Annotated in this window: 21 protein-coding genes; 16 read left to right on the forward strand and 5 right to left on the reverse strand. The window is 69.6% G+C overall.

Going from position 1 to position 22,973, the window contains the following annotated elements:
* The first annotated feature begins 12 nt into the window (after positions 1-12).
* From MFF61_RS27775 to MFF61_RS27810, 8 genes are all read left to right on the forward strand, one after another.
* Positions 13-1,557 carry a TolC family protein gene (locus MFF61_RS27775; RefSeq protein WP_238240934.1) on the forward strand — a complete coding sequence of 515 codons (1,545 nt, stop codon included), beginning with the start codon at positions 13-15 and terminating at the stop codon, positions 1,555-1,557.
* Positions 1,558-1,589: 32 nt separating this feature from the next.
* Positions 1,590-3,011 carry a multicopper oxidase family protein gene (locus MFF61_RS27780; RefSeq protein WP_238240935.1) on the forward strand — a complete coding sequence of 474 codons (1,422 nt, stop codon included), beginning with the start codon at positions 1,590-1,592 and terminating at the stop codon, positions 3,009-3,011.
* Positions 3,012-3,183: 172 nt separating this feature from the next.
* Complete coding sequence (locus MFF61_RS27785; RefSeq protein WP_048446309.1) at positions 3,184-3,468, forward strand: copper-binding protein; 285 nt, start codon at positions 3,184-3,186, stop codon at positions 3,466-3,468.
* A gap of 71 nt (positions 3,469-3,539) precedes the next feature.
* Entirely contained in the window at positions 3,540-4,250 is a 711-nt protein-coding gene (locus MFF61_RS27790) for a copper-binding protein (protein WP_238240936.1), read from the forward strand.
* 106 nt (positions 4,251-4,356) lie between these two features.
* Entirely contained in the window at positions 4,357-4,992 is a 636-nt protein-coding gene (locus tag MFF61_RS27795; protein WP_238240937.1) for a c-type cytochrome, read from the forward strand.
* Positions 4,993-5,225: 233 nt separating this feature from the next.
* On the forward strand, positions 5,226-5,606 hold the full coding sequence (locus MFF61_RS27800; protein WP_238240938.1) for an adenylosuccinate synthase: 381 nt from the start codon (positions 5,226-5,228) through the stop codon (positions 5,604-5,606).
* Between the two features lie 1,030 nt (positions 5,607-6,636).
* Positions 6,637-8,232: an anti-phage dCTP deaminase gene (locus MFF61_RS27805; protein ID WP_238240939.1), complete on the forward strand. Its 1,596-nt coding sequence runs from the start codon at positions 6,637-6,639 to the stop codon at positions 8,230-8,232.
* An 8-nt stretch (positions 8,233-8,240) separates the two neighbouring features.
* Positions 8,241-8,780 (forward strand): hypothetical protein, encoded by a 540-nt coding sequence (locus tag MFF61_RS27810; RefSeq protein ID WP_238240940.1) that lies wholly within the window; start codon positions 8,241-8,243, stop codon positions 8,778-8,780.
* Positions 8,781-8,935: 155 nt separating this feature from the next.
* Here MFF61_RS27810 and MFF61_RS27815 read toward each other — a convergent pair whose 3' ends face one another.
* Positions 8,936-10,039: an XRE family transcriptional regulator gene (locus tag MFF61_RS27815; RefSeq protein WP_238240941.1), complete on the reverse strand. Its 1,104-nt coding sequence runs from the start codon at positions 10,037-10,039 to the stop codon at positions 8,936-8,938.
* A gap of 232 nt (positions 10,040-10,271) precedes the next feature.
* On the opposite strand from MFF61_RS27815, the gene MFF61_RS27820 reads away from it, so the two are divergent.
* The 4 genes from MFF61_RS27820 to MFF61_RS27835 all read left to right on the forward strand — a co-directional run bounded on the left by MFF61_RS27820 (position 10,272) and on the right by MFF61_RS27835 (position 13,753).
* Entirely contained in the window at positions 10,272-10,445 is a 174-nt protein-coding gene (locus MFF61_RS27820) for a hypothetical protein (protein ID WP_157080450.1), read from the forward strand.
* Between the two features lie 63 nt (positions 10,446-10,508).
* Positions 10,509-12,095: a T6SS phospholipase effector Tle1-like catalytic domain-containing protein gene (locus tag MFF61_RS27825; RefSeq protein WP_238240942.1), complete on the forward strand. Its 1,587-nt coding sequence runs from the start codon at positions 10,509-10,511 to the stop codon at positions 12,093-12,095.
* 500 nt (positions 12,096-12,595) lie between these two features.
* Positions 12,596-12,985: a copper-binding protein gene (locus MFF61_RS27830; RefSeq protein ID WP_238240943.1), complete on the forward strand. Its 390-nt coding sequence runs from the start codon at positions 12,596-12,598 to the stop codon at positions 12,983-12,985.
* A 288-nt stretch (positions 12,986-13,273) separates the two neighbouring features.
* Complete coding sequence (locus MFF61_RS27835; RefSeq protein WP_238240944.1) at positions 13,274-13,753, forward strand: hypothetical protein; 480 nt, start codon at positions 13,274-13,276, stop codon at positions 13,751-13,753.
* An 896-nt stretch (positions 13,754-14,649) separates the two neighbouring features.
* Here the strand turns inward: MFF61_RS27835 and MFF61_RS27840 are convergent.
* From MFF61_RS27840 to MFF61_RS27855, 4 genes are all read right to left on the reverse strand, one after another.
* Positions 14,650-14,970 (reverse strand): aminoglycoside adenylyltransferase domain-containing protein, encoded by a 321-nt coding sequence (locus tag MFF61_RS27840; RefSeq protein ID WP_167350694.1) that lies wholly within the window; start codon positions 14,968-14,970, stop codon positions 14,650-14,652.
* 627 nt (positions 14,971-15,597) lie between these two features.
* Positions 15,598-16,887: an adenylate/guanylate cyclase domain-containing protein gene (locus tag MFF61_RS27845; RefSeq protein ID WP_238240945.1), complete on the reverse strand. Its 1,290-nt coding sequence runs from the start codon at positions 16,885-16,887 to the stop codon at positions 15,598-15,600.
* A 71-nt stretch (positions 16,888-16,958) separates the two neighbouring features.
* Positions 16,959-17,369 (reverse strand): hypothetical protein, encoded by a 411-nt coding sequence (locus MFF61_RS27850; RefSeq protein WP_238240946.1) that lies wholly within the window; start codon positions 17,367-17,369, stop codon positions 16,959-16,961.
* Positions 17,370-18,289: 920 nt separating this feature from the next.
* Positions 18,290-18,493 carry a heavy-metal-associated domain-containing protein gene (locus tag MFF61_RS27855; RefSeq protein WP_053080121.1) on the reverse strand — a complete coding sequence of 68 codons (204 nt, stop codon included), beginning with the start codon at positions 18,491-18,493 and terminating at the stop codon, positions 18,290-18,292.
* Positions 18,494-18,692: 199 nt separating this feature from the next.
* Here MFF61_RS27855 and MFF61_RS27860 point away from each other — a divergent pair, with 199 nt between their 5' ends.
* From MFF61_RS27860 to MFF61_RS27875, 4 genes are all read left to right on the forward strand, one after another.
* A complete protein-coding gene (locus MFF61_RS27860; protein WP_238240947.1) occupies positions 18,693-21,257 on the forward strand; it encodes a heavy metal translocating P-type ATPase in 2,565 nt (854 codons plus the stop codon).
* A 16-nt stretch (positions 21,258-21,273) separates the two neighbouring features.
* Positions 21,274-21,807, forward strand: coding sequence for a Cu(I)-responsive transcriptional regulator (gene cueR, locus MFF61_RS27865; protein WP_238240948.1), 534 nt, complete (start codon positions 21,274-21,276; stop codon positions 21,805-21,807).
* 92 nt (positions 21,808-21,899) lie between these two features.
* Positions 21,900-22,292, forward strand: a complete 393-nt coding sequence (gene tnpA, locus MFF61_RS27870; protein WP_238240949.1) for an IS200/IS605 family transposase — start codon at positions 21,900-21,902, stop codon at positions 22,290-22,292.
* A gap of 3 nt (positions 22,293-22,295) precedes the next feature.
* Positions 22,296-22,973 (forward strand): RNA-guided endonuclease InsQ/TnpB family protein (locus MFF61_RS27875; RefSeq protein ID WP_283206047.1); only part of this gene is annotated, 678 nt, incomplete at its 3' end.

Raw genomic sequence — 22,973 nt, forward strand, 5'->3', positions numbered from 1 at the left:
AGGAACTCACCGATGACCTCGCCACAGACTCGCGGGTCCGGCGCATGCCGGGGAGCCGAAGCGTCGCTCGGCCGCCGCGCCCGAGCCGCCGCCCTCCTGGCAGCGGTCGGGGTGCCGCTTGGCGGCTGCGTGGGCTTCTCGGCCGACGGCGGGCTCGGCCCGGCGCACAGCTACGCCGCGCTGGGATTGAGGAAGGACATCGTGAAGGTCTCCGACGAGACCGCCGCGGTAGGCGCGGCGGCGCGCGCGGAGCAACTGCTGCGGCGCCCGCTGACGCCCGACAGCGCGGTTCAGGTCGCCCTCCTGAAGAACCGTGCCCTTCAGGCGTCCTTCAACGATCTCGGCGTGTCGGAAGCCGAGTTCGTCCAGGCGACCCTGCCGCCGGTCCCGCGGATCTCCCTCAGCCGGACCGGGGGCGATTTCACGCTGGAGGTCGAGCGCTCGGTCGCCGCGAGCCTCATCGAGCTCCTGACGCTGCCGGTCCGCATCCCAATCGCGCAGAACCGCTTCAGGGCGGAGCAGTACCGCGCGGTCGGGCAGGTGCTGCGGCTCGCCGGCGAGGCCCGGCGCCAGTTCTACCGCACCGTGTCGGCGAACCAGTCGGTCGCCTACCTGGAGCAGGCACTCGCGAGCGCGGGCTCCGCGTCCACCCTGGCCAAGCAGCTCGGCGAGACGGGCGCCTTGAACAAGCTGGAACAGGCGCGCGAGCACGCCTTCTACAGCGAGCTCGGGGCGCAGCTTGCCAAGGCCCGCGTCCTGCAGCGGGTCGAGCGCGAGAAGCTGATCCGCCTGCTCGGCCTCTGGGGACGCGAGATCGACTTCAAGCTCCCGAACGGCCTGCCGGCACTGCCCGGCCGGTTGGTGAGCGGCACCCGGATCGAGGCCGAAGCGATCAAGAAGCGCGCGGACATCCAGACGGCGCGCTTCGAGCTCCAGTCGCTCGCGGGCCAGTACGGCCTCAACCAGGTCAGCGGCTTCATCAACGTGCTCGATGTCGGCTACTCCGACCGCTACGAGCGCTCGAAGGCGTTCGAGCCGAACGAGCAGGGCGGCTTCAACGTCACACGCGAGAAGAGCTTCGGGCGCGGCTACTCCATCGACCTCGTCATCCCCATCTACGACTTCGGGACGACGGTGGTGCGCGGTGCGCGGGAAGCATACCTCGGCGCCGCCCACCGCCTCGCCGAGAAGGCGGTCAACGCCCGCTCGGAGGTGCGCGAGGCCTACCAGCGCTACCGCGGACAGTACGACATCACCCGACACTACCAGGGCAGCGTGCTGCCTCTGCGCAAGACGATCCAGGATCAGGCTCTTCTGCAGTACAGCGGCATGCTGATCGACGTCACCACCCTGATCATCGACGCCCGCTCCCGGATCCTGAGCAACATCCAGGCCATCGAGGCGCAACGCGACTTCTGGATCGCGGCGACCGATCTCAGGGCTGCCGTGATCGGCGGCGGCTTCACCGGGGAGGGGTTCGGCGGCGAGAGCGCAGGCGTCGAAGCGGTCGCCGGGGGCGGGGGCGAGACCCTCGCGTCCGCGACGCCCGGCGGCTGACGCCATCTCGCACGAGACACATGGAGAAACCGATGACTGACATTTCGCGCAGGAACCTGCTCGGGGCCGGCGGACTGGTCCTCGCAGGGACGTCCATGATCAGCGGCCGCGTGCAGGCCGCAGGTCTGCCCGAGGCGCCCTCGATGGAGAAGGCGACGACGCAGCCGCCGCTCGTTCCGACGAGCGGACCCGACTACAACCCGGTGGTGACGCTGAACGGCTGGACCCTGCCGTGGCGCATGCGCGGGGACTGGAAGGAGTTCCACCTCGTGGCAGAGCCCGTCGTCCGCGAGATGGCGCCGGGCATGAAGGCCCATCTCTGGGGCTACAACGGGCAGTCGCCCGGCCCGACCATCGAGGCGGTCGAGGGCGACAAGGTCCGCATCTTCGTCACCAACAAGCTGCCGGAGGCCACTGCCGTGCATTGGCACGGGCAGACGCTGCCCAACGGCATGGACGGCGTCGCCGGTCTCAACCAGCCCGGCATCCCGCCGGGCAAGACCTTCGTCTACGAGTTCATCCTGAGGCGCTCGGGCACCTTCATGTACCACCCGCACTCGGACGAGATGGTCCAGATGGCGATGGGCATGATGGGCTTCTTCGTCGTGCACCCGCGCGATCCCGCCGAGCGGCGGGTCGACCGCGACTTCGTCTGGCTCCTGAACGCCTACGACATCGAGGCCGGGTCGTACGTGCCCAAGGTCAACACGATGCTCGACATGAACATGTGGTGCTTCAACAGCCGTGTCTGGCCGGGCATCGACCCCATGGTCGCGCGCCAGGGCGACAAGGTGCGGATGCGCTTCGGCAACCTGACCATGACCAACCACCCCATCCACGTGCACGGGGTCGACTTCAAGGTCACCGGCACCGACGGCGGCTGGGTCCCCCCGGAGCGGCAGTGGTACGAGGTGTCCGCCGACGTGGCCGTGGGCCAGATGCGGGCCATCGAGTTCAACGCCGACGCACTCGGCGACTGGGCGGTCCACTGCCACAAGTCGCACCACACCATGAACGCCATGGGCCACTCGGTGCGCACCTACATCGGCGTGAACCTGAAGAACACGTCCAAACAGATCCAGAGGATCGCGCCCGGCTACATGCCCATGGGATCGACCGGCATGGGCGCCATGGCCGAGATGGAGATGCCGCTGCCCGAGAACACGCTGCCGATGATGACCGGAACCGGCCCGTTCGGTTCCGTGGAGATGGGCGGCATGTTCACCGTCCTGAAGGTGCGGCCCGACTTGGCGCCGGGCGACTACAGGGACCCGGGCTGGTACCAGCACCCTCCGGGCACGCAGGCCTACGAGTGGACGGGCGAGCCCCTGCCCGAGCCCAGCCGCGATCCGAATACGCCGCGTGGCAAGCGCGCGCGTGAGACGGACCTGCGCGTGGTCGACCCGCGCAAACGCCGGACGGCCGCCAACCCGGGCGGTCACGGAAACCACTGAGCCGGCGGTGCCGGATGTCTTTCAGGCTTCCGCCGCGGCGGCGCCACGACGCGGGCGCGCACCGGCGGACGGGTTCGGGTGGACCTGGTCCCCCGAAAGCCGCTGCACGGGCCCCGCCATGGCCCCTCAACAGGTGCCCGTGCAGCGGTACAGCGACCATCAGGAGAACACGATGAGGAAGCTACCTCCGTTCGCCCTCGCCGCGCTGTTGGCCCTGGCGGGCCCGGCCTGGGCGCAATCCGTCAAGGCGACGGTCACGAAGGTCGACCAGGCGGCCGGCAAGGTCACGCTGGACCACGAGCGCATCCCGAAGCTCGACATGGACGCCATGACCATGGCCTACAAGGTCAAGGATCCGGCGATGCTCAAGGACCTGAAGTCCGGGGACAAGATCGACTTCGAGGTCGACGAGGCCAACGGCCAGTACACCGTCACGAAGATCCGGAAGGCCAAGTAGCGCCTCGAACGGGCCCGCCGCGCGGACACGCCCGATCCCGCGCGGCGGCCCCATGCCGCGGAGGAAATCATATGCGACGTTTATCCCTGTTCGCCGCCGTCATGGGCGTGGCGCTCGCCGGCGCGGTGCCGGGAGCCGCCTGGGCGCAACCCGCCAAGGGCGCCCAGGCCGCCCTCGAGCGTGTGCGCGAGGTCATGGCCGACCGCTTCAGGAACCTGAAGCTGACCGGCGATCCGGACCGGGACTTCGCCGAGCTCCTGATCGCGAGCTACGAGCAGACCCTCTTCCTCGCCAAGGCAGAGCTCGAATACGGCGGCGACCGGCAGTTGCGCGAGACGGCGCAGAAGATCCAGGACGAGCAGCAGCAGAAGATCGACTCTCTCAAGGAGTGGCAAGTCCGGAGCCGGCAGTCGGACTACCGGCCGCAGCCGAACCAGACGCCTTCCGGCGAGGGCCCGCTCGACCGCCAAGCCCAGGCGGGCGGCTCGCGCCAGCCTGCGTCGCCTTCCCCGGCGTCGCCGCCGCCCAAGCCTGCCGCAGCCCAGCCCCCTGCCAACACGCCTCTCGTGAGCGGGACCGTCCAGAAGGTCGACGAGGCCGCCGGCAAGGTCACGCTGGACCACGAGCGCATCCCGAACATCGACATGGACGCCATGACAATGGCCTACCGGGTTGCCGACCCCGCCATCCTGAAGGGGGTGAAGGCCGGGGACCGGGTCCGGTTCTCCGCCGACCGGGTGAACGGGCAGCTCGCCATCACGCGCATCCAGAAGGCGCGATGAGGCGACGGAGGACATCGAGAGCGCACACAACCCGGTTCTGCCGACGGGCATCCCGCACCCGACGCGTTGGCGGTCCGGCTCGGGCCCAGTCACTCAGGATACTTTCATGCGAACTGCCAAGATCGTCCTTCTCACGTTGCTCTCGGCCGGCGTCCTGGCGACGTTCGCCGCCGCCGCCGTGATCTACGCAGGCGTCTTCAACGTCGCGGCCACCGAGCCCCACTGGGCTCTGACCTCGTGGGTGCTGGAGAAGGCACGGGTGCGCTCGATCCGGGCGCATGCGGCCGGTCTGGCGCCCCCTCCGGGCTACGACGAACAAGCCAAGCTCGTGTCGGCCGTCGGACACTTCTCGGAGCATTGCGCCACGTGCCACGGCGGACCTGGCGCCAAGCGCAGCGAGGTGGCCGACGGCATGTACCCCGAGCCGCCCGACCTCAAGGAGGCTACGAGGCGCTACACCGCGGGCGAGCTGTTCTGGATCCTGAAGAACGGCATCAAGATGAGCGGCATGCCGTCGATGGCGAGTGACGGCGACGAGATGCTTTGGGCGACGGTTGCGTTGCTGCAGAAGATGCCGGGCCTGTCCGACGACGAGTACAACGACCTGTGGATGCAGGCGCAGGCAGCGGGCGACCACGGCGGCATGAACCATGGCACAGCCGCAGCGGACGGTACGAAGGGAACCGACCAGCCGTCCACCGCGTCGCAGCCGGACGGCGCGCGGCACAAGCACAGCCATTGACCGTCGCGGCCCGTCACGCGACAGCCACAGAGGCCGCCTCGCACCGGTCGGGCGGCGCCGTGGGGACGCATCCGACGCTCCCCGATCACACGGTCGCTGCACACGCTCGCGGCCCGATCGGGCACCAGGACGGGACGCTGGTCGGGAGCCGCTCCGACCGTGAGGTCTTCCACGGCAAAGGCCACGCAAGGGACCAACGACCAGGCAAATACAAGAGCAGACGGAGATCTACGATGAAGAGATACGCGATACCGTTGTTCCTCGCCCTCGGCCTCGCATCCGGGTCCGCCCTCGCCCATGGCGAGGCACCCCAGGCCGCGCACGGCGGCCTCGTGCAGGAGGCGCAGGAGCTGTGGTTGGAACTCGTGGTGAAGGATACCGACGTGACCGTCTACGTCCTGGACGAGATGCGCAAGCCCGTTCCCGCGTCACAGATCTCAGGCACCGCCACGGTGCTGGTCGGCGGCAAAAGCTACAAGGTCGACCTGAGCCCGGCGGGCACCAACAGCGTGCAGGGCAAGCTGCCCGTCGCGGCAACCAGCCAGGTCGTGGCGACGGTTTCGTTGAAGGTCGGCGGCAGGACGGCGTCCGCGCGGTTCACAAAAAAGGCTTGAGTGGCCGGGTTCACGAACCTGCGGCACATGCGGTTGCGGTCGGCGAGGTGGTTGGCTGTCAGGCAGGCCAGTTCGCCGGTCGTCCCGGGAAGGCACGGCCTGGCAGGCCGCGAAGCCAGGCCACGGAAGCGTCGCCCGGTCTGGCACGGGTACCCACCAAGTCATCAAGCCGGCTTGGACGCGCCCGCCATCGGCCTCGGCGGCCTCGGCGCGGGCGAGAAGCGCGGCGTTGCCGGCCTGCAGCCGCTCGACGAGGCAGAGCAGATGCTCGCCGCCCTCGTCCTCTGCGGCGCGGATGGCTGCGGCCCGGCCGCGCTCGCGCGCGACTTGGGGGTGGCCTCCTGCTTGGCGCGCTTCCAGACGTCGCCCGCGAACGCCTCGACGGCGTCGTCGGGTCCTTTGGACAGGACGTTGGGTTCGGGTTCGGAGTCGTGGCTGCGCCTCTCCGCCAAACGTGCAGGTGCTTTCGGCCGTCGCGGGGCGAGCAGCCATGAAGAGCTTCCACGTGACCTCGCACAGGATGGGCTTCTCGCCATCATGCCGTCGGCGACCCGGGAAGCCAGCTGCTCCTTCGGCATGCGCCTCTCGTGCTTGGGGCGGGCAGCAGCTCGGGAGCGGTCGAGCCCCCGTGAGACCCAGGGGCGCCCGGGCCGGAATTCCCGACCCGAGGCCTCGATAGCGGAAGGCGCTACCCGCCACCTCGTGGATGTCCCTCGTAAGCTCGCCCTTTCGCAACGACGGGGCGGGAGCTGGGATGCCTTCCGAACCGACGAGCCATCGACCGTCTCCGACATGGGCATGTGCGTCGATGGCCGATACCGCCCAGGCTGGCCTCGAACACGGCGCGGCCCGGTTGAGCCAAGTCAGGCGAGGATCGCTCAGGTAGCCGCTTTCGCAAGCGGAGCCGGTATGGCATCTGCCTGCTCCGTCGCGAGCGCACCCGCGACCCGCGCGTTTCCAAGGGTGGAGTTGCATGCCCGCCGCAAAGACGGACCGTCCGGCTCCGAGCCCGCCCGCGACGGGGCCTCGGGTGACGAGCCAGAGCTTCCTGACGGACAAGCTCGCGAACGAACTCTTCATCGCCGTCGTCGGGCCGGGAGGATCCGGCGCCGGCCAGGCAGCCAAGATCCTCAAGGAGTTTCTTGAAACCCAAGCCGTCGGCGGGGGCACCTACGAGGTGCACATCCTGAAGGCGAGCGACGAGATCAAGGCCTGGGCAAGGATCAACGGCAAGGACCTCTCTCCGGTCGCCGGGCGCAAGACCCTCGACAGCGTGGTCCACATGCAGAACCTGGGCGACGAGATGCGTCTGTCGTTCAGGGACAACGCGGCGGTCGCGCGGGCGGTCATGGCGCGCATTCGGGCAAAGCGGGCCGCGGCGAGCGGCAGGCCGGAGGGGGAGATCGACGGGAAACCACGTGCGTACATCATCGATTCGCTCCGGCATCCCGCCGAGGCCCACCTGCTGCGCAGGGTCTACCAGGACGCCTTCACCCTGGTCGGGGTGGTCTGCGACGACGGCGTCCGGCATGGCCGGCTGGTCCGGGAGCTGTTCGACTTCAACGACCGCGGCCGCTTGGAAAACCGTGAACGGGTCACGGCATTCATGGTCCGGGACGCAGATGCGCCCGAGAGCCACGGCCAGCACGTCGTCGATACCTTCCACGAAGCCGACTTCTTCGTCGACAACTCGAAGGACGCGGGAGACAACCCCAACAACACCGGCATGAACGAGCCGCTGCGGCGTCTGGTGCGGATGCTGACGTCCTCCGAGGTCATCCGGCCGACCATCGGCGAGACAGCGATGCATCAGGCCCACTCGGCCCAACTCCGGAGCGCGTGCCTCTCGCGACAGGTCGGAGCCGCGCTGGTCGACGCGAGCGGGAACATCGTCGCGACCGGCACGAACGACGTGCCGAAGGCAGGCGGCGGACTGTATGGAGCCGATTTCGACGGGGAGGCCGCGGACCACCGCTGCGCCTTCCGGCCCGACAAATTCTGCAGCAGCAACCGGGAGCAGAACGCCATCATCGGCGAGTTGATCGACAAGTACCCGACCTTGGCCGAAGGCCGCACGAAGAACGAGACCTTGATCGAGCTTCGACGCACCAAGATCGGGGGCTTGATCGAGTTCAGCCGCGCCGTCCACGCGGAGATGGACGCGATCCTGGCCGCGGCCAGGACGGGGACCTCCCCGAAGGGCTGCAGGCTCTACGTGAGCACGTTCCCGTGCCACTACTGCGCACGGCACATCGTGGCCGCGGGCATCGACGAGGTTCAGTACATAGAGCCCTACCCCAAGAGCCAAGCCATCACCCTGCACTGCGACGCGATAACAACCGATCCGGAAGGCTGGGAACCGCCATCGAGGGCACAGTCTTTCGAGAGGGCGGCCGTTGCCCGGCAGGACGGCCGGGTCGCGGTCACCGGTTCCAAGGTGCTGTTTCATCCGTTCGTCGGAGTGGCTCCTCGCATGTACGCCCGCGTGTTCCTGAAGGACCGTGACTACAAGGACAAGAGAACAGGGGACTTCGGGGTCGGGAAGCCTGCCTGGGGTGGCCACTCGGCAGCCTTGCGGGTACATTACCTCGAACTCGAATCGGGCCTGGGAGAGCTGCAAGCATGAGCCGGCCTATGCTACGCCTTGTCGAGCCAAGCTCCTGTGGAGAAGAGATTTTTTCGGTTGTGCCGCCGGCTTCCAGGCAGCTTTCACTCTTCGACCTGCGCCCCCGCCACAGCGTTCTCTGCCTGCCCATGGCCGACATCCATGGCGCAACGTTCGCACGCGCGATCTCGCAGTCCCGTCACAAGCTCGTGCTGGATGCGCGCACCTACCCCTACTTCGACCTTCCCGGCCTGAACCGGTCGATGGTGTCCCGCCTCTTCGAGGACGTGGACTGCGCCTACGTGCAGGCTCCACTCGATCTACGTCCGCCCCGGGACCAGGCGGCCAGATGGCAACGCCGGCAGGCGGTGCGAGAGGTGCTGACGGGCATCGTGGGGCGTGCGGGCCCTCGCAATGGATCGTCGGTCATCGTCCTGGTGAACAGCTCGCCCGAGATCGACGTGCTGGACGAGGCGCTTCGCGGCCTCGTCGGGCACGAGGAGCATGCCTGGGATGTTCAGCCCCACGAGGCCGTCGCATCGGTCAGCAACGGACTGACGGCGTGGTGAGCTGGAAGTCCGCCGTCGCACCCTCGAAGCATTCGGCCAACGTCATGCACGGATGATGGGTCGAGGACGCCCGCCGCGCGCAGACGCAGCGAGCTCCGATGACCGTGTGGGGATCTGTGAGGATCGCGCCGCGGTGGACAGGCATCGTGCCCCGCTCACATGCCGAACGGGCGTTCGATCCCGTGTGCGTCGAAGAGCTCGCCGAGCCCGTCGACGGTGACTTCGAGCAGCGCCGCGACGCGCCGCACCGAGACGTACCCCTGCTCGATGCCTTCCGCCACGACGTGCGTGAAATGCCGGCCGAACGGGAGTGGGACGTCCCTGTCCCTGCCGACCAACCCACCGTTGTTGACGAGCAGGCCATCGTCGTAGGCGAGCGCGACACCACGGTCGATGCGGCCGAGATCGACCAGGCGCCACTTGAGCGCCTTCGCCGACACGCCGAGTTCCGTCGCGGTGGTGTTGATCCAGCCAGGGTCGGTCGCGTCCCCCGGGCAGTCTTCGAAAAGCCGCGCCGGCATCAGGACCGCGGAGGCGAACTTCTCGGCCATCTGCTCGACGCGCTTCTGCAGCTTGCCGGTGCCCTCACCGTCGTCGAGCCGTTCCGGCGGCATCGCGTCCCATGTGAGGATGTGGAAGAGTTCGTGGGCCAGGTCGTAGTTGCGCCGCCCCGGCGTCTCGTGGCGGTTCACCAGGACGGCGCCCAGGTTCCTCACGAGGCATGCGGCGCCCGAGATGCCGGTCCGGGCGTCGACCATCAGGACGAGGATCGACATCTTCTCCTGCATGGCCTGGGCGAGGCCTTGGGACGGCACGTCCCCCAGTCCGAGAAAAGCCGCCACCGCCTCGCCGGCCTCCCTCGCGTCCTCGTAGCTGCTCGCGCGCGTCAGGTTCAGCCGGTGCGCGATGGGCGAGATCGGCTCACCCGTGGCCAGCCCGAGCTCGCGATAGGCGCCGATCCACTCGCCCGCCTTGCGCTCGAAGGCGTCGAGGTCGGCAACGGACGTACCCGCGTCCCGCCGCCACGAGAAGCGGGCTTCGCCGACGATGAGGAAGGGATTCGTGAAGTAGTCGAGCGGAACATCGAACGCCTGCACGGCGGCGACAAGCTCCTCGGCCGACAGCTTCCGCTGGCCGGCTTCGATCTGCTGCAGGGTCTGACGGTGGTCGAAGCCGAAGATGCGCGAGAGCTCTTCCTGGGACATGCCACGCTGCTCGCGGAGGGCCTTCAGCCGGATGCCGGTCGATGCGGATCGCATGGTGTCCCTCTAGCGCGGCTTTATCTTGCATTCTGCAAGTTTGCAAGGTATTAACGCAAACCACGATGTTGCGTGCGTGCTCGGACCCTGGGACGCCGTCGCAATCTCGGACCGGGGGCTTGAGCATCAGGGCTTCCCGGCCGTCCCGGCGCCATCGGCCTCGGACCGCGGGCAAGCTCTGACGCATCCCGGGCCGCGCCATGTTTGCGCAGGCCCCGACGCGAGCATCGACATGGCAACGAACCCTCCTTCCGGCGATGGGCACCGCAACGGCATGGTCCGCGACCGCTCCCAGGTCTTCAACCCGGTCACCGAGACCTGGACGAAGCGGAACGCGGACACGGGCCGCTTCATGGATGGCAAGAAGGACGGCACTCCCTTCAAGGGCGTGCGCAAGGAGCGCTGACGCGCTCGCGGCGGGCCCGTCGCCCGACGGGCCCGCGACCCTGTGCTCCGAACAAGGCGCGTCATGGCCAAGAACATCGTGGTCTTCTCGGACGGTACGGGACAGGACGGGGGCGTGCGGCCCGAACAGCGCGTCAGCAACGTCTACAAGATGTACCGGGTCTGCAAGGTCGGCCCGGAGAGCGGCATCGACCCTTCGGAGCAGGTGGCCTTCTACGACCCGGGACTGGGCACCGACATCGGCGCCACGGCGCTCACCGCCCCCGTCAGATTCGCGCAGAAGATGGCCGCCTCCCTCTCGGGCCGCGGCATCGCCACGAACATCGCGGACTGCTACCGCTTCGTCATCGACCACTACGAGCCGGGCGACCGCATCTACCTGATCGGCTTCAGCCGCGGGGCCTACACGGTCCGGTGCGTGGCGAACCTGCTCATGTACTGCGGCGTGCCGACCAAAGGCGCGGATGGCCCGCTGCTGCGCTTCCGCAAGACGACGCGGGACATCGCGCGCGAGGCCGTCGAGACGGTCCTGGAGCACGGCGCCGGGCATCCCCGCGCGGACTTCGACGCAGAGCGGCACGAGCTCTCGCGGCGGTTCCGGGCGAGGTACGGCTCGGACCATGCCGACGGCGGCGGCAAGTCCAACGTCGAGCCCTACTTCGTCGGGACGTTCGACACGGTTGCCGCCTTGGGTGTCGCGGGCCCGAAGCGCACTCTGATCAAGGCGGGCCTGGCGGCCGCGGTCGTCATCCCGCTCGGCGTCGCCATCGCGGTGACCTCCGCCCTGGTCGGGGGTGTCTCGTACCTGTTCGACGGACCTTTCTGGGAAGCGGACCTGATCACCGCGGGCGTCCTCGTCGCCGCGTCGGCTGCGGGCGCCTACGCGGTACGGCGTCGACTAGTCGCCGCGAAGACCAAGACCATCGAGAACTGGCCGGAACCCGGCAAGTCGAGGAGCCATGTGGCGGAGTGGCAGGGCGAGAACTTCGACCGGCTTCTCAGTGCCCAGGTCGGCTACGCCCGCGCGGCCATCGCCATCGACGAGCGACGCAAGGACTTCGACCGGGTGAAGTGGGGCCCGACCGAAGTCGTTCCGCCGCGGGCGCCCGGGTCACCCGATCAGTTCCGTCAGCTCTGGTTCGCCGGCAACCACTCGGACATCGGCGGCAGCTACGACGAGACCGAATCCCGCCTGTCCGACATCGCGCTCAAGTGGATGCTGGAGCAGGCGGTCGGCGTTCCCGACGGCCTCAAGATCGACGGGATGCCGATCGTGACCGATCCGCGCCATCCGGTCGAGGTGATGCAGATCCCGCGTCTGCGGCTGCACCCCTCCGCCGCCGGCGTGCAGCACTGCGAGGTCGCCGGCATGCGCGACGCCGTCGAGGCCCGCGTCTCGGCCTCGTGGGTGCCTGGATGGGTGCGGCGCTGGGCGCAGGGCAAGTCCTGGGAGACCAAGGACAGGGACATCAAGCCCGACGCAACCATGCACCCGAGCGTCGACGAGCGCTTCGCCCTTCCCTCGGTCGTGCAGTGCGACGGCGTGTCCCCGTACCGGCCGGCTCCTCTCGCGAACCACGACCGTTTCAGGAGCTACTACAATGCCGACGTCGTCGGAGGCCAAGTCGCCAAGCTTGGTGAACCGGCCTGAACGGGCCTGAGCAGCTCGCCGGCGAAGGGCTGATGCGTTCCGCGTGCCATCGTCGGCGGGCCTTCGGTTGCACCGGCACCTGGGCCGGCTCCGCCCTCGTCGGCTCTGCCTCGACGCACCAGCACGCGGTCTGTGAGGCAACTCCGCTCGGCGAAGCGAGCCCGCGGCAGGTCGGCCCGTTCGCGGACTACTTCCGGGTGACGGGAGCGGGTGCGCTTCGCCATCCCGGCGCCTTCCCGGATGGCGAGCTCGGCAGCACGAGCCGGTGCCGGCGGGAGCCCTGATCACCTGCGGGAGCCGGAGACCGGTGCTGACTGGTCCAATGCCTCGACAGTTCGCCGCACGGGGAGCGAACGCTGCTCGTAACCTTTCCTCCGCCGGGCCCGAAGTCCTGTGAGACGGCGGCCGCTGCCGCGGACTTCCCGTACGAAGAGGTTTTCAGGCTTCCGTGTCGGACGTCACAGCGGTCGCCGGGATCCGCCGGCCCACGGAGAGAAGCGATGACGATGCTCGACCTCGGCCAGCCACGCGGGACCGGAACTCTCGCCGCCGCGGCTGCCCTGATTCCCGCTGGCGCAGTGCAGTTCCAGGCCGCACCGCCCTCGACGATGGGCGACATGCCGGGCATGAGCGGAAACGCCGGCACTGACGGCCCGAGGGGCCGAACCGTCGGCGCCGCGGGCAGGGTCGCAGCCGTGAACGCAGGTCATCACGGAGTCACGCTCGATCATCAGCCGATCTCGGCGGTCGGTTGGACGGCGATGGGGCCGGAGATGCAGGCGGCGCAATCGGTCAATCTCACGAAGGTCAGATCAAGCGAGAAGGCCAAGTTCACGCCGAGCGGAGCCAAAAGCCTCCCCACCCTCCGGTCGATCACCCCGGTCCTGTGAAAAGAACCGGGCGGGAGGGCGTGAGATGACTGGACGACGCACGATCCCGGCACGTCACCTGGCGGGCACCGCGCCAGCGAAAGCCAAGTCTCGATCCCCCGTTCGCTACAAGAACCCGCCATGTCGGTGCTGCGACGCCTACGTCGAGGTGCTCCGGCGCAGCGACGTTCCGGTGAGCATAAGGCCGCTGCCGCCGGCGGCGCTCAAGAGCGGGCACGGCGTACCCGAGGCGCTTCGAGGCTGCCACACCCCCTCATGGACGGCTACGCCGTCGAGGGACACGGGCCCATGGCCCACGTCGAGCGGCTACCGGCAGGGCGCCCGACCATCAGCGGCATCTTGCTGCCCAGCATGCCCGCAGAATCGAGTGGCTGGGACGGCGAGAGGACGGAGTTGTTCACGGTCCACGAGTTCGGGAACAGCGACCCGAAGGTCTTCGCGCACGAGCAGCGCGGAGGCGAACTACCTTGGAACCAACCGATGGAAGGAGAAAACATGTTGAAGATTTCGAAGCTCGCGCACGTTTCCATCCTCGGCGCAGCCCTTGTCGCCGGCGTCGCGGGCGCCTCGGCCGAGAGCGCCACATCGCCCTCCACTCCCTCGGAAAAGGGCATGATGGACCACGGCACGATGCAGGGCGGCGGCATGATGCCGATGATGCAGGAGATGTCGAAGATGATGGAGAACTGCAACAAGATGATGCAGACCATGATGGACCGGCAGAACCAGGGCGGATCCGGTCAGCAATCTCCCGACAAGCGCGGCTAGGGCACGCGCGGCCTGTCCGAACCGTCTCTGTTGAGGGACAGGCTGACTCAACATCTTCGGCAGTCGGGGAAAGCTGGGTAGTAGCCCCGCAAGCCGATTGTTCGTCGCACGGGCGGGCCCGGCTTGAGCCGAACGCCTGACCGCCGTCGGGCGGAGCACAAGTCCCGGTCGACGGCGGTGGCCAAGTCGCGACACCGCGCAGTCCGGCGCGGACGCCGGGCGCTCGGACCTGGAGGCCAGCTCCGGGTGTGGTCGACGGAGGTCGAGGGCCGCCGACATGATTGTCCGATGAACCTACCGCTACGTCCCCGCCTGTCGCAGACGTCCGAGAACGTCTGCATCGGGCACCGCTCCGTCCTTCCACATGGCCGGCAGCGCCTCGGGGCATGGGAATGGCGGCAGGGTTCTTCTCCACCTCGCCCGGTGTGAGCACGCGGAAGTTTGTCGGTAGGAGAGGGAAGTCTGCCGATAATCGGCCCCACCGAGGCCCCGCAGGAACTCGTCGAACCTAAGACGTAGCCTTTGGCGGCGGCAATGGCATCGTGCAAGAACCTAGCTGGAACAAACGACGGAAAGCCTCGTGGCCAAACCCCCCGTCACCCTAATCCTTCCGATGCCCCAGTTAACCTTGAGTCGCGAGCGCGCAGCGACCTGTCGCCGTTCCACTGGACGGCATTTTCCATTCTTAAACGCCGAGACCTGACGCTCTCGGTGGGAGTGCTCCATTCCGGCAGGAGCCGCACCGAGGGAAGCCGTCGTGACACATCAGGATGATGCGCTCTGGTACGACACCGAGACGGAGGAAGCGGCGTCGAGCCGCTTTCCATATTGGAAGTGTGCTCTGACCCTCGTTCTCACGGCTGTGGCAGTCTACCTGATCGTTTGATCGGCATGCGTCATCCGCGCGCGTCCAGGGCGAGTTCCTGCATGTCCGTGGCTACCATGGCCGTGAAAGCTGCGACGTCCCCGGGCCGGAGGGCCGCCGGGGAGTTCGCGCCGTCCCGCCGGACGGCCAAGGCCTGGTCGAGGATCGGCGCCCAGCACTGCGGGAACGTCATCAGCCCGTACGGGTCGGCATCGGTCTTCGTCGTCAGTCGCCCGGTGAGCAGGGTGAAGTGCAAGCGCGCGGTAACGAGGAGCAGGGAGAACGCCTCCCAGGCCCGCAGCATGAGATCGCTGTTGACGTCCCGCAACGGGATTCGATGCTCCAGCCCCATCGGTGTCGACCCTCGGGCCGCCCACGCGCCGGTCGCGAACGCATACTGGTCCAATGCCCGGCGCCCATGCGACCCGGCGGGGCGGAACCGACCGCGTCGAACGCGCGGCCCGGTCAACGCCCACGTCCCGAGGAGCACCTCCTCCACAGTCACGTAGATCCCGTCGAGGAGCGAGAAGCGGATGCTCGGGCCTGATGCCGCAATGAACGGATTTGACCGCATGGGCGGGAGCCGGACCATCCGTCCCGGCGACGAAGTTCACGTCGCCCGCTCCAGGTCGGAAGTCGCCCGACACGGCGGAGCCCAAAAGGCGAAAGGATCGGACGAGACCGGGTTAGGGCGGCGTCGACGAGGGCGAGGTAGGCCTGCGCCATCTCAGCCGCCCGTGGGTCTACCGGCGACAGGTCGGCCCAGGACGAGCGCAGCAACGGGATGCCTTCAAGGCAGCGCTTGGCGGGGCGCGTCATGGTCCCGAGCTCGTTCCGTTCGCCGCTCGCGAGGAGCGGACGGAAGCTCGCCGCGCTTCCCGAGCGGGTGCGGCGACGTTCCCCCGGCCGACGCCGACAAGTTCGCGCGTGCCGTTGCCGTGGGAGGGGAGAATGGCCGTCCCGGACGGCAGGGTGGCGTTCACGGCGCATCCACCGGCTTGGCGAGCATGGTGGACGAAGCCGACGGAAGGCCGCGTGCGCCATCCTCCGGCCCCTGCCCGGTTGCGCCGGGGCGGAGTGCGAAAAGGCGCGGCAGCGTCGGCTCTCCCGAGGCCGGCAACGGGCGGGCATCCAGCCGTTCGGGCGCCTCGGCACCGAGCTGACGCAGGACGTCCGCGCTGACGACCACGTCCAGGTCGTCCTCCTTGGCACGCCGCTCGATCCGCGACAGGTCGTTCATGACCGTCCCGAGCACCGTGAACTCGGCACGCCGGCCATCGTCGAACACGCCGGCCAGGACTGGGCCGCAGTGCAGGGCGGCGATGACCCGCAGCGTCGGGCACCCGGTCCTGTGCCGCTCGCGGTTCAACGCGGCCAGGGTCTCGAGCGTCGCCTCCGCGGCCGCCACGGCCCGTGCGGCCTGCTCGCCGGCGTCGCCGTCGAGGAACAGCGCCAGCACTCCGTCGCCTACGTACTTGTCGACCACGCCGCCGTGGGTCGTCACCGCGTCGTGGACGAGGCGCCGGAAGTCCAGCAGCCAAGCGACCGAGAGCGCAGGCGGATACATCCTGGCGAGCGCCGAGGAGCCCCGAAGATCCACGCCGAGCAGGGTCGCGTGGCGCTCGGCCACGGAGGCAGTGCCGCCCGTGCGGACGACCTCCGTGGCTACGCCGTCCGGCAGGAACCTGGACAGCATCAGCCGTTCCTCCCCGGCGCGCAACGCCGCTGCGGCCGAGGCACGCATCCACGCGGCCGTCGCCACGACGAAGCCCGACGCGACCGCGAACGCGGCAAGGCCCATGCCCTGGCGGACCAGGACGCGGGCGCCGTCCGGCCCGAGACGCGCGGGGTCCATGAGCAGGGCCAGCGCGGCCGCCCACCCGGCGGCAACTAGCGCCGCGAAGAGCGCGGCGAGCCGGGGCCGGAGACGCATGCCGGTCTGCAGCAGGAACAAGTACGCCGGCAGGAGGCTGACCGCGTCGGTCGCGAGATGGGCCTCGCCGGCATACCGCGGCACGTGGTCGGCGACGACGTACACCGCGATGGCCGCATCGGCGCACGTGGCCACGAGCGGGAGCCAGGCGCGGATGCGGTCGGACCGCGCCCGGGCGCCGGCAGCCGCCAGCAGCGTGACGACGCCGTAGGCCCCGAGCACGACCCAGTGGCCCGCGCGGTTGCCGTGGCCGTAGTCGGCGAGGGCACCCAGCAGGAGGATGAGGACGACCCCGAGCCGCGGAGCCAGCGCCCGCCGCTCGAAGTCCTGCTCCATTCGGGCGGGCAGTTCCGCCGAGAACAGCCCGGCGGGGTCGGCCGACGATGCCGGAGGTAGGGGCATTCCGCTCACCGGGACGTCCGGGCGGCGGGTGGGCCGCCCACATGCAACGTGACCGGCACGTCGAAGCGGTCGAACCGGACGACGGCCGGGACCCTCGCGCCCTCCGGCAGATCATGCCGGAGGGGTCCGACATTGATCCACGCCGTGCGGTCGCCGAGCCGGTAGACGTCGCCGGCTTCGACGCCCACGCCGGCAATCGCGGCGCTATGGCTCACGCCCAGGAACCCGCGCACCTGCGATGGTTCGCCCGTGGTGAGGAGCAGTCCCAACAGCACGGCCCGGTCCGGCCCGTCGTTCTCGATGGTGAACGTGACCCGGCTCGTTTCGCCGGATCTCGCCGGCGTGGCGGCGATCCCCTCGATGTGGATCTCGCCCGCCGTGGCGCCCTCGTCGTGCGACAGGGCGGTGCTGGCCATGAGGGCAGACGCCCCCGTCGCGGCAAATGCCCGGAACAAGTTCGTGATCATCGCAAGTCAATCCTGGTGCGTTGGCCTGGTCGGACGCTCGGCACGATCGACCGACGCGGGCCTCGCCACACAGGCAGGCGGAGCGCGGCGCCGGGCAGTCCTTTTCGGAAACGCGGATGAGCGGCGGTCGGTGGTCCCGCCATGCCGCTCCGTCGCCCGCTGCGATGGGGAGGCCGTTCCCGTCGCGGCGCCGGTCAGCGTCAGGCAGACGGCCGAAGGAGGTCAGGTACGGCACTTGGCCTTGCCTGCGGGTAAGGATGCGAACCATCGACCTGGCGATGCGACGGGCTCCATCGACGGATGCCATCGCGCGGGAGGGAAGGGGACCCGTCCCGGTTCAGGCCGCCCTGGGTGGGCGCTCGATGCGCAAAGGCGTGCAGCCGTCGACTTGCTCGTCGTCCACGACGCAGCAATCGGATGTGCGGCTGGGATAAGCCATGAGCCCGGGCGGGAGCGCCGGCTCGAAGGCGTGGCAGGCGAAGCCGCAACAGGTAGGGGCACAGCCCCTGCCGCCGGACGCGTGATGCATGCAGGCGTCGTCCCCGGGCTCGGCCGCGACGGACGCCCGGACGTTCTCGTAGTGTACGGCCATGCCGTGGAGGTGGGCCGTCCCGCCACGCACGTACTGGAAGCCATTCGCTCTCTGGGATGCGGTCACCCCGACGGGCGCGGATGCGCGCCAGAAGCCAGCCGGGAAGGCGGCCAGGCACGCCGCAACCACCGCGAGCAGGAGGGTCCTCAACGAAAGCAAGGTTCGTCCGCTTCGAAACACGCCTGCGCGAAATGTCTCACGGCCGGGCCGCACAACGCAAGCCACGGGCCCCAGGGGTCTCGGCATTCCCTGCCGATGGACCCCTCGGGCGCGTGCGTCAGGCCCCCAGCGTCCGGGCCTCGTACCCGGCCCGCTTGAGCGCTGCCACCACTCCCGGCGCGTCGACCGCGCCGCGGACGGTGATCTCCCGGCTCGGCAGATCGATGTCGATCTTCGCGTCGCCGTCGAGGCCCTGGACGGCGCGCGTGACGCCTTTGGCGCAGCCGCCGCAGCTCATGTTGGACACGTGGAAACGCAGCATCACTGTCTCCCTTCTCGCGCGTTCCCGCCCCATATGAACCTTCCAACCATAGGAAGGTCAAGGGAGGTGGCCGCTCCCTTGGCAGGCACGGGCCCGGTCCCGTCGTCCAGGTGCCCCGCATCGCCGGGGCCATCTTGACCTTCCCATCGTTGGAACCCCCATCTGTCCGAGGAAGCCGCGACAGAGGAGGGCACCGGCCATGGGCCAAGACGTCGTCCAAACTTCCAGACGCCATGCCGGCCCGGGGCGGCAACTCAGCCTGACCGTCGAAGGCATGAGCTGCGCATCCTGCGTCGGGCGGGTCGAGGCCGCGCTCGGACGGCTTCCCGGCGTCGCCGACGCGACGGTCAACCTGGCGACCGCACGCGCCCACGTGCGCTTCTCCGGCCCCCCCGACGCACCGGCCGCCGTCCGAGCCATCGAGGAGGTGGGCTACGCCGTGCCGGAGGCCCGGACCGAGGTCGCCGTCGCCGGCATGACCTGCGCGTCCTGCGTCTCGCGCGTCGAGCGGGCCCTTGCCCGCGTCCCCGGGGTGACAGGCGCCGCCGTGAACCTGGCCACGGGACGCGCGACGGTGCGTCACCCGGCGGGCGCGGTCACGGAGGCGGACCTCCTGGAGGCCGTGGAGGAGACGGGCTACGAGGCACGGGGAATTGGGCAAGGCCGGGGCACCGATCCGGCGCGCGAGGCACGCGAGGGCGAGGCGGCCGGCCTGCGCCGCGACCTGCTGGTCGCGCTCGCCCTCGCGCTCCCGTTGTTCGCTGTCGAGATGGGGTCGCACCTCGTCCCCGCCGTCCACGGTTGGGTTGCAGGGACGATCGGCACGCGCGCGAGCTGGGCCGTCCAGGCGGCGCTCGCGGGCCTCGTCCTGTTCGGCCCGGGCTTGCGCTTCCTGCGGAAGGGTGTCCCGGCGCTGCTGCGCGGGCACCCGGACATGAACTCCCTCGTGGCTCTCGGCACGAGCGCGGCCTACGGCTACTCGCTGGTCGCGACCTTCCTTCCCGGTCTGCTGCCGGCGGGCACCGGGAATGTCTACTACGAGGCGGCGGCCGTCATCGTCTTCCTCGTCCTGCTCGGGCGCTACCTCGAAGCGCGGGCGAAGGGGCGCACGGGCGCCGCCATCGAGCGGCTGGTGTCGCTCGCGCCGGAGACGGCGCGCGTCCTCCGGGACGGCGGCGAGGCCGAGGTGGACGTCGCCGCCCTGCGCGTCGGCGACGTCGTCCGGGTGCGGCCCGGCGAGAGGGTCGCGGTCGACGGCGAGGTCGTCGCCGGCTCCAGCCACGTCGACGAGGCGATGATCACCGGCGAACCCGTCCCGGTCGCCAAGAGTCCGGGCGACATGGTCGTCGGAGGCACCGTGAACGCGACCGGAGGGTTCGACTTCCGGGTCACGGGCGTGGGCGGCGATACGGTGCTCGCGCGCATCGTGCGCATGGTCGAGGAGGCGCAGGGCTCGAAGCTCCCGATCCAGGCCGCCGTCGACCGCGTGACCGGCTGGTTCGTCCCCGCCGTCATGGCGGCGGCCGCCGCGACGTTCCTCGTCTGGATGGCGTTCGGCCCGGCGCCGGCCCTCGGCCTCGCCCTGGTGAATGCCGTTGCGGTCCTGATCATCGCCTGCCCCTGCGCGATGGGCCTCGCCACGCCGACCTCGATCATGGTCGGGACGGGCCGCGCCGCCGAACTCGGCGTCCTCTTCCGGCACGGCGACGCGCTCCAGGCCCTTCGCGACGTGGGCATCGTGGCGTTCGACAAGACCGGGACGCTCACGGAGGGGCGTCCGGAGCTGAACGACCTCGAGCCGGCGGCAGGCTTCGACGGCGACGAGGTGCTGGCCCTGGTCGCCGCGGTCGAGGCCCGCTCGGAGCACCCTCTCGGCGCCGCGGTCGTGAAGGCGGCGAGGCGCCGTGGGCTGCATATCGGCACCGTGGAGGAGTTCGAGGCGGTTCCGGGCTTCGGCGTCTCCGGCCGCACGGCGGGTCGCAAGGTGGAGGTGGGCGCCGACCGGTTCATGGCCCGCCTCGGATACGACGTTTCCGGCTTCACGCCCGAGGCGGCCCGGCTTGGCCGGGAGGGCAAAAGCCCTCTCTACGCTGCGGTCGACGGCCGGCCCGTTGCCATCCTCGCCGTCGCCGACCCGGTGCGGGAGACCTCGCCGGCCGCGGTCGAGGCCCTCCGGGCGCTCGGGCTGAGGGTGGCGATGGTCACGGGCGACAACCGCCGGACCGCCGAGGCCGTCGCCCGCAAGGTCGGGATCGACGAGGTCATCGCGGAGGTGCTCCCCGACGGCAAGGTCGCGGCCGTGAGGGGGCTTCGCGCAACCGCCGGAGGCAAGGTCGCCTTCGTGGGGGACGGCATCAACGACGCTCCCGCCCTCGCCGAGGCCGACGTCGGCCTCGCGGTCGGGACCGGCACGGACGTTGCCGTCGAGAGCGCCGGCGTCGTCCTGATGTCGGGCGACCTGCGCGGGGTCGTGAACGCAGTCGCGGTGTCGCGGGCGGTGATGCGCAACATCCGTCAGAACCTGTTCTGGGCCTTCGCCTACAACGTCGCCCTTCTCCCGGTCGCGGCGGGCGTGCTGTATCCCTTGAACGGGATGATGCTGTCGCCCGTCCTGGCTGCCGGCGCGATGGCTTTGTCCAGCGTGTTCGTGGTCGCGAACGCCTTGCGCCTGAGGCGCTTCTCGCCCCCGGCCATCCCGGGCCCGGATGGCGAAGGGAGAGCCGGGCTCGTCCCGGCGCCGGGGCGGATGGCCCCGGCGGAGTGAACGGAGCATCGCCATGTTGAACATCGGGCAGGCCGCCGACGCGTCGGGTGTCTCGGCCAAGATGATCCGGTACTACGAGAGCATCGGCCTGATCGTGAAGGCCGGGCGCTCGGCCTCCGGCTACCGCCGCTACGGCGAGGCCGACGTGCACGCGCTTCGCTTCATCCGCCGCGGCCGCGACCTCGGGTTCTCCGTCGAGCAGATCGCCGGGCTGCTGGCCCTCTGGCGCGACCGGGACCGGGCGAGCGCGCAGGTCAAGGCCGTGGCGCTGGAGCACGTGGCGGCGCTGAACAGGAAGATCGAGGAACTGCAGGCGATGGTGCGCACGCTGTCGGACCTTGCCGAGCACTGCGGGGGCGACCACCGCCCCGACTGCCCGATCCTCGACGATCTCGCTGGCGCGGGGGACGAGTCGGCCGTGGCATCGCCCGCGCCGGGGCATCGCTTCGGTGCCGGAACGCTTCGGGAGGGCAGGCGAGCCAGAAAGCCGGGGACCGCCCGTCTTGCCAACCGTCCAGTCGCACCTGCCGGACCACCAGGCCATAACTAGGCTCCACAGGGGACCGCCGCCTTCAGGCGACGGGGGAATGCGGCGGTGCCGCGGGGTTGCGTTGGACCCCTGCCAAACATGCAGCGTTTGGCATGCCCCGATACCGGCGCAATGCGGGCGCAACCTTCAGCCTGAAATACCACCTCGTGTGGTGCCCAAAGTACCGCAAGGTGCCGGTGCCGCCCTACGACGCGCGCCTCAAGGAGATCATCGGCGAGATCGCCACCGAGACTGAAATGATCGTCCACGCCGTCGAGGTGATGCCGGATCACGTCCACCTGTTCGTGGAGGCCGACCCGACGCTCGCGGTCGCCGAGATCGTCAACCGCTTCAAGGGTCGATCCTCCCGGCTGATGCGCCAGGAGTTCCCGGCGCTCCGCTCGCGCTCGCCGACGCTCTGGTCCCGCTCGTACTACGCGGGCAGCGTCGGGCACGTCAGCGCCAAAACGGTCGAAGCCTACATCGCCGCGCAGAAGGGCGCCTGAGCGATGGCGGTGCGTTCCTACAAGTATCGGCTTAGGCCGAATAGGTCTCAGAGCGCCGGGCTCGACGGTATACTCCGCGACTTCTGCGGTCTATACAATGCATGCGTGCAGCAGCGTATCGAAGCTTACCGACGCCGCGGGATCAGCTTGCGCTACGGACATCAGGCGGCCGAGTTGAAGGCATGCCGTGCCGCCGACCGTGACGGCCTCGCCCGCTGGTCCTTCTCCGCCCTGCAACAGGTGCTGCGCCGCCTCGACCAGACCTTCACGGCCTTCTTCAAACGCGGGCGCGGCTTCCCGCGATACCGCGTCTCCGCGCGCTACCACGCCGCGACCTTCCGGGTCGGCGACGGGCTGAGCGTGAAGAAAGATCGGCGCATCGGCGTCGTCGGCGTGCCGGGCGGGATCAAGGCCGTCTGGCATCGGGACCTGCCGCCGGGCGCGAAGCTCGCCACCGCGATCCTCACCCGCCAGCAGGGCAAGTGGTACGTGGTCTTCAGCGTCGAGGCCGCGTTCGGAGAGGCGTGCGGGAGTGGCACGGTCGGGATCGACCTCGGTCTCGGCAGCCTGATCGCGACCAGCGACGGCGAGATGGTCGAGGCCCCGCGCCACGCCCGCAGGGCGCAGAAGGCACAGCGCCGTCGTCAACGCGCCCTCGTCCGATGCAGGCGGGGCGGCAGG

The organism is Methylobacterium isbiliense, from assembly GCF_022179325.1.
In the GTDB taxonomy this organism is placed as follows: Bacteria; Pseudomonadota; Alphaproteobacteria; order Rhizobiales; family Beijerinckiaceae; genus Methylobacterium; species Methylobacterium isbiliense.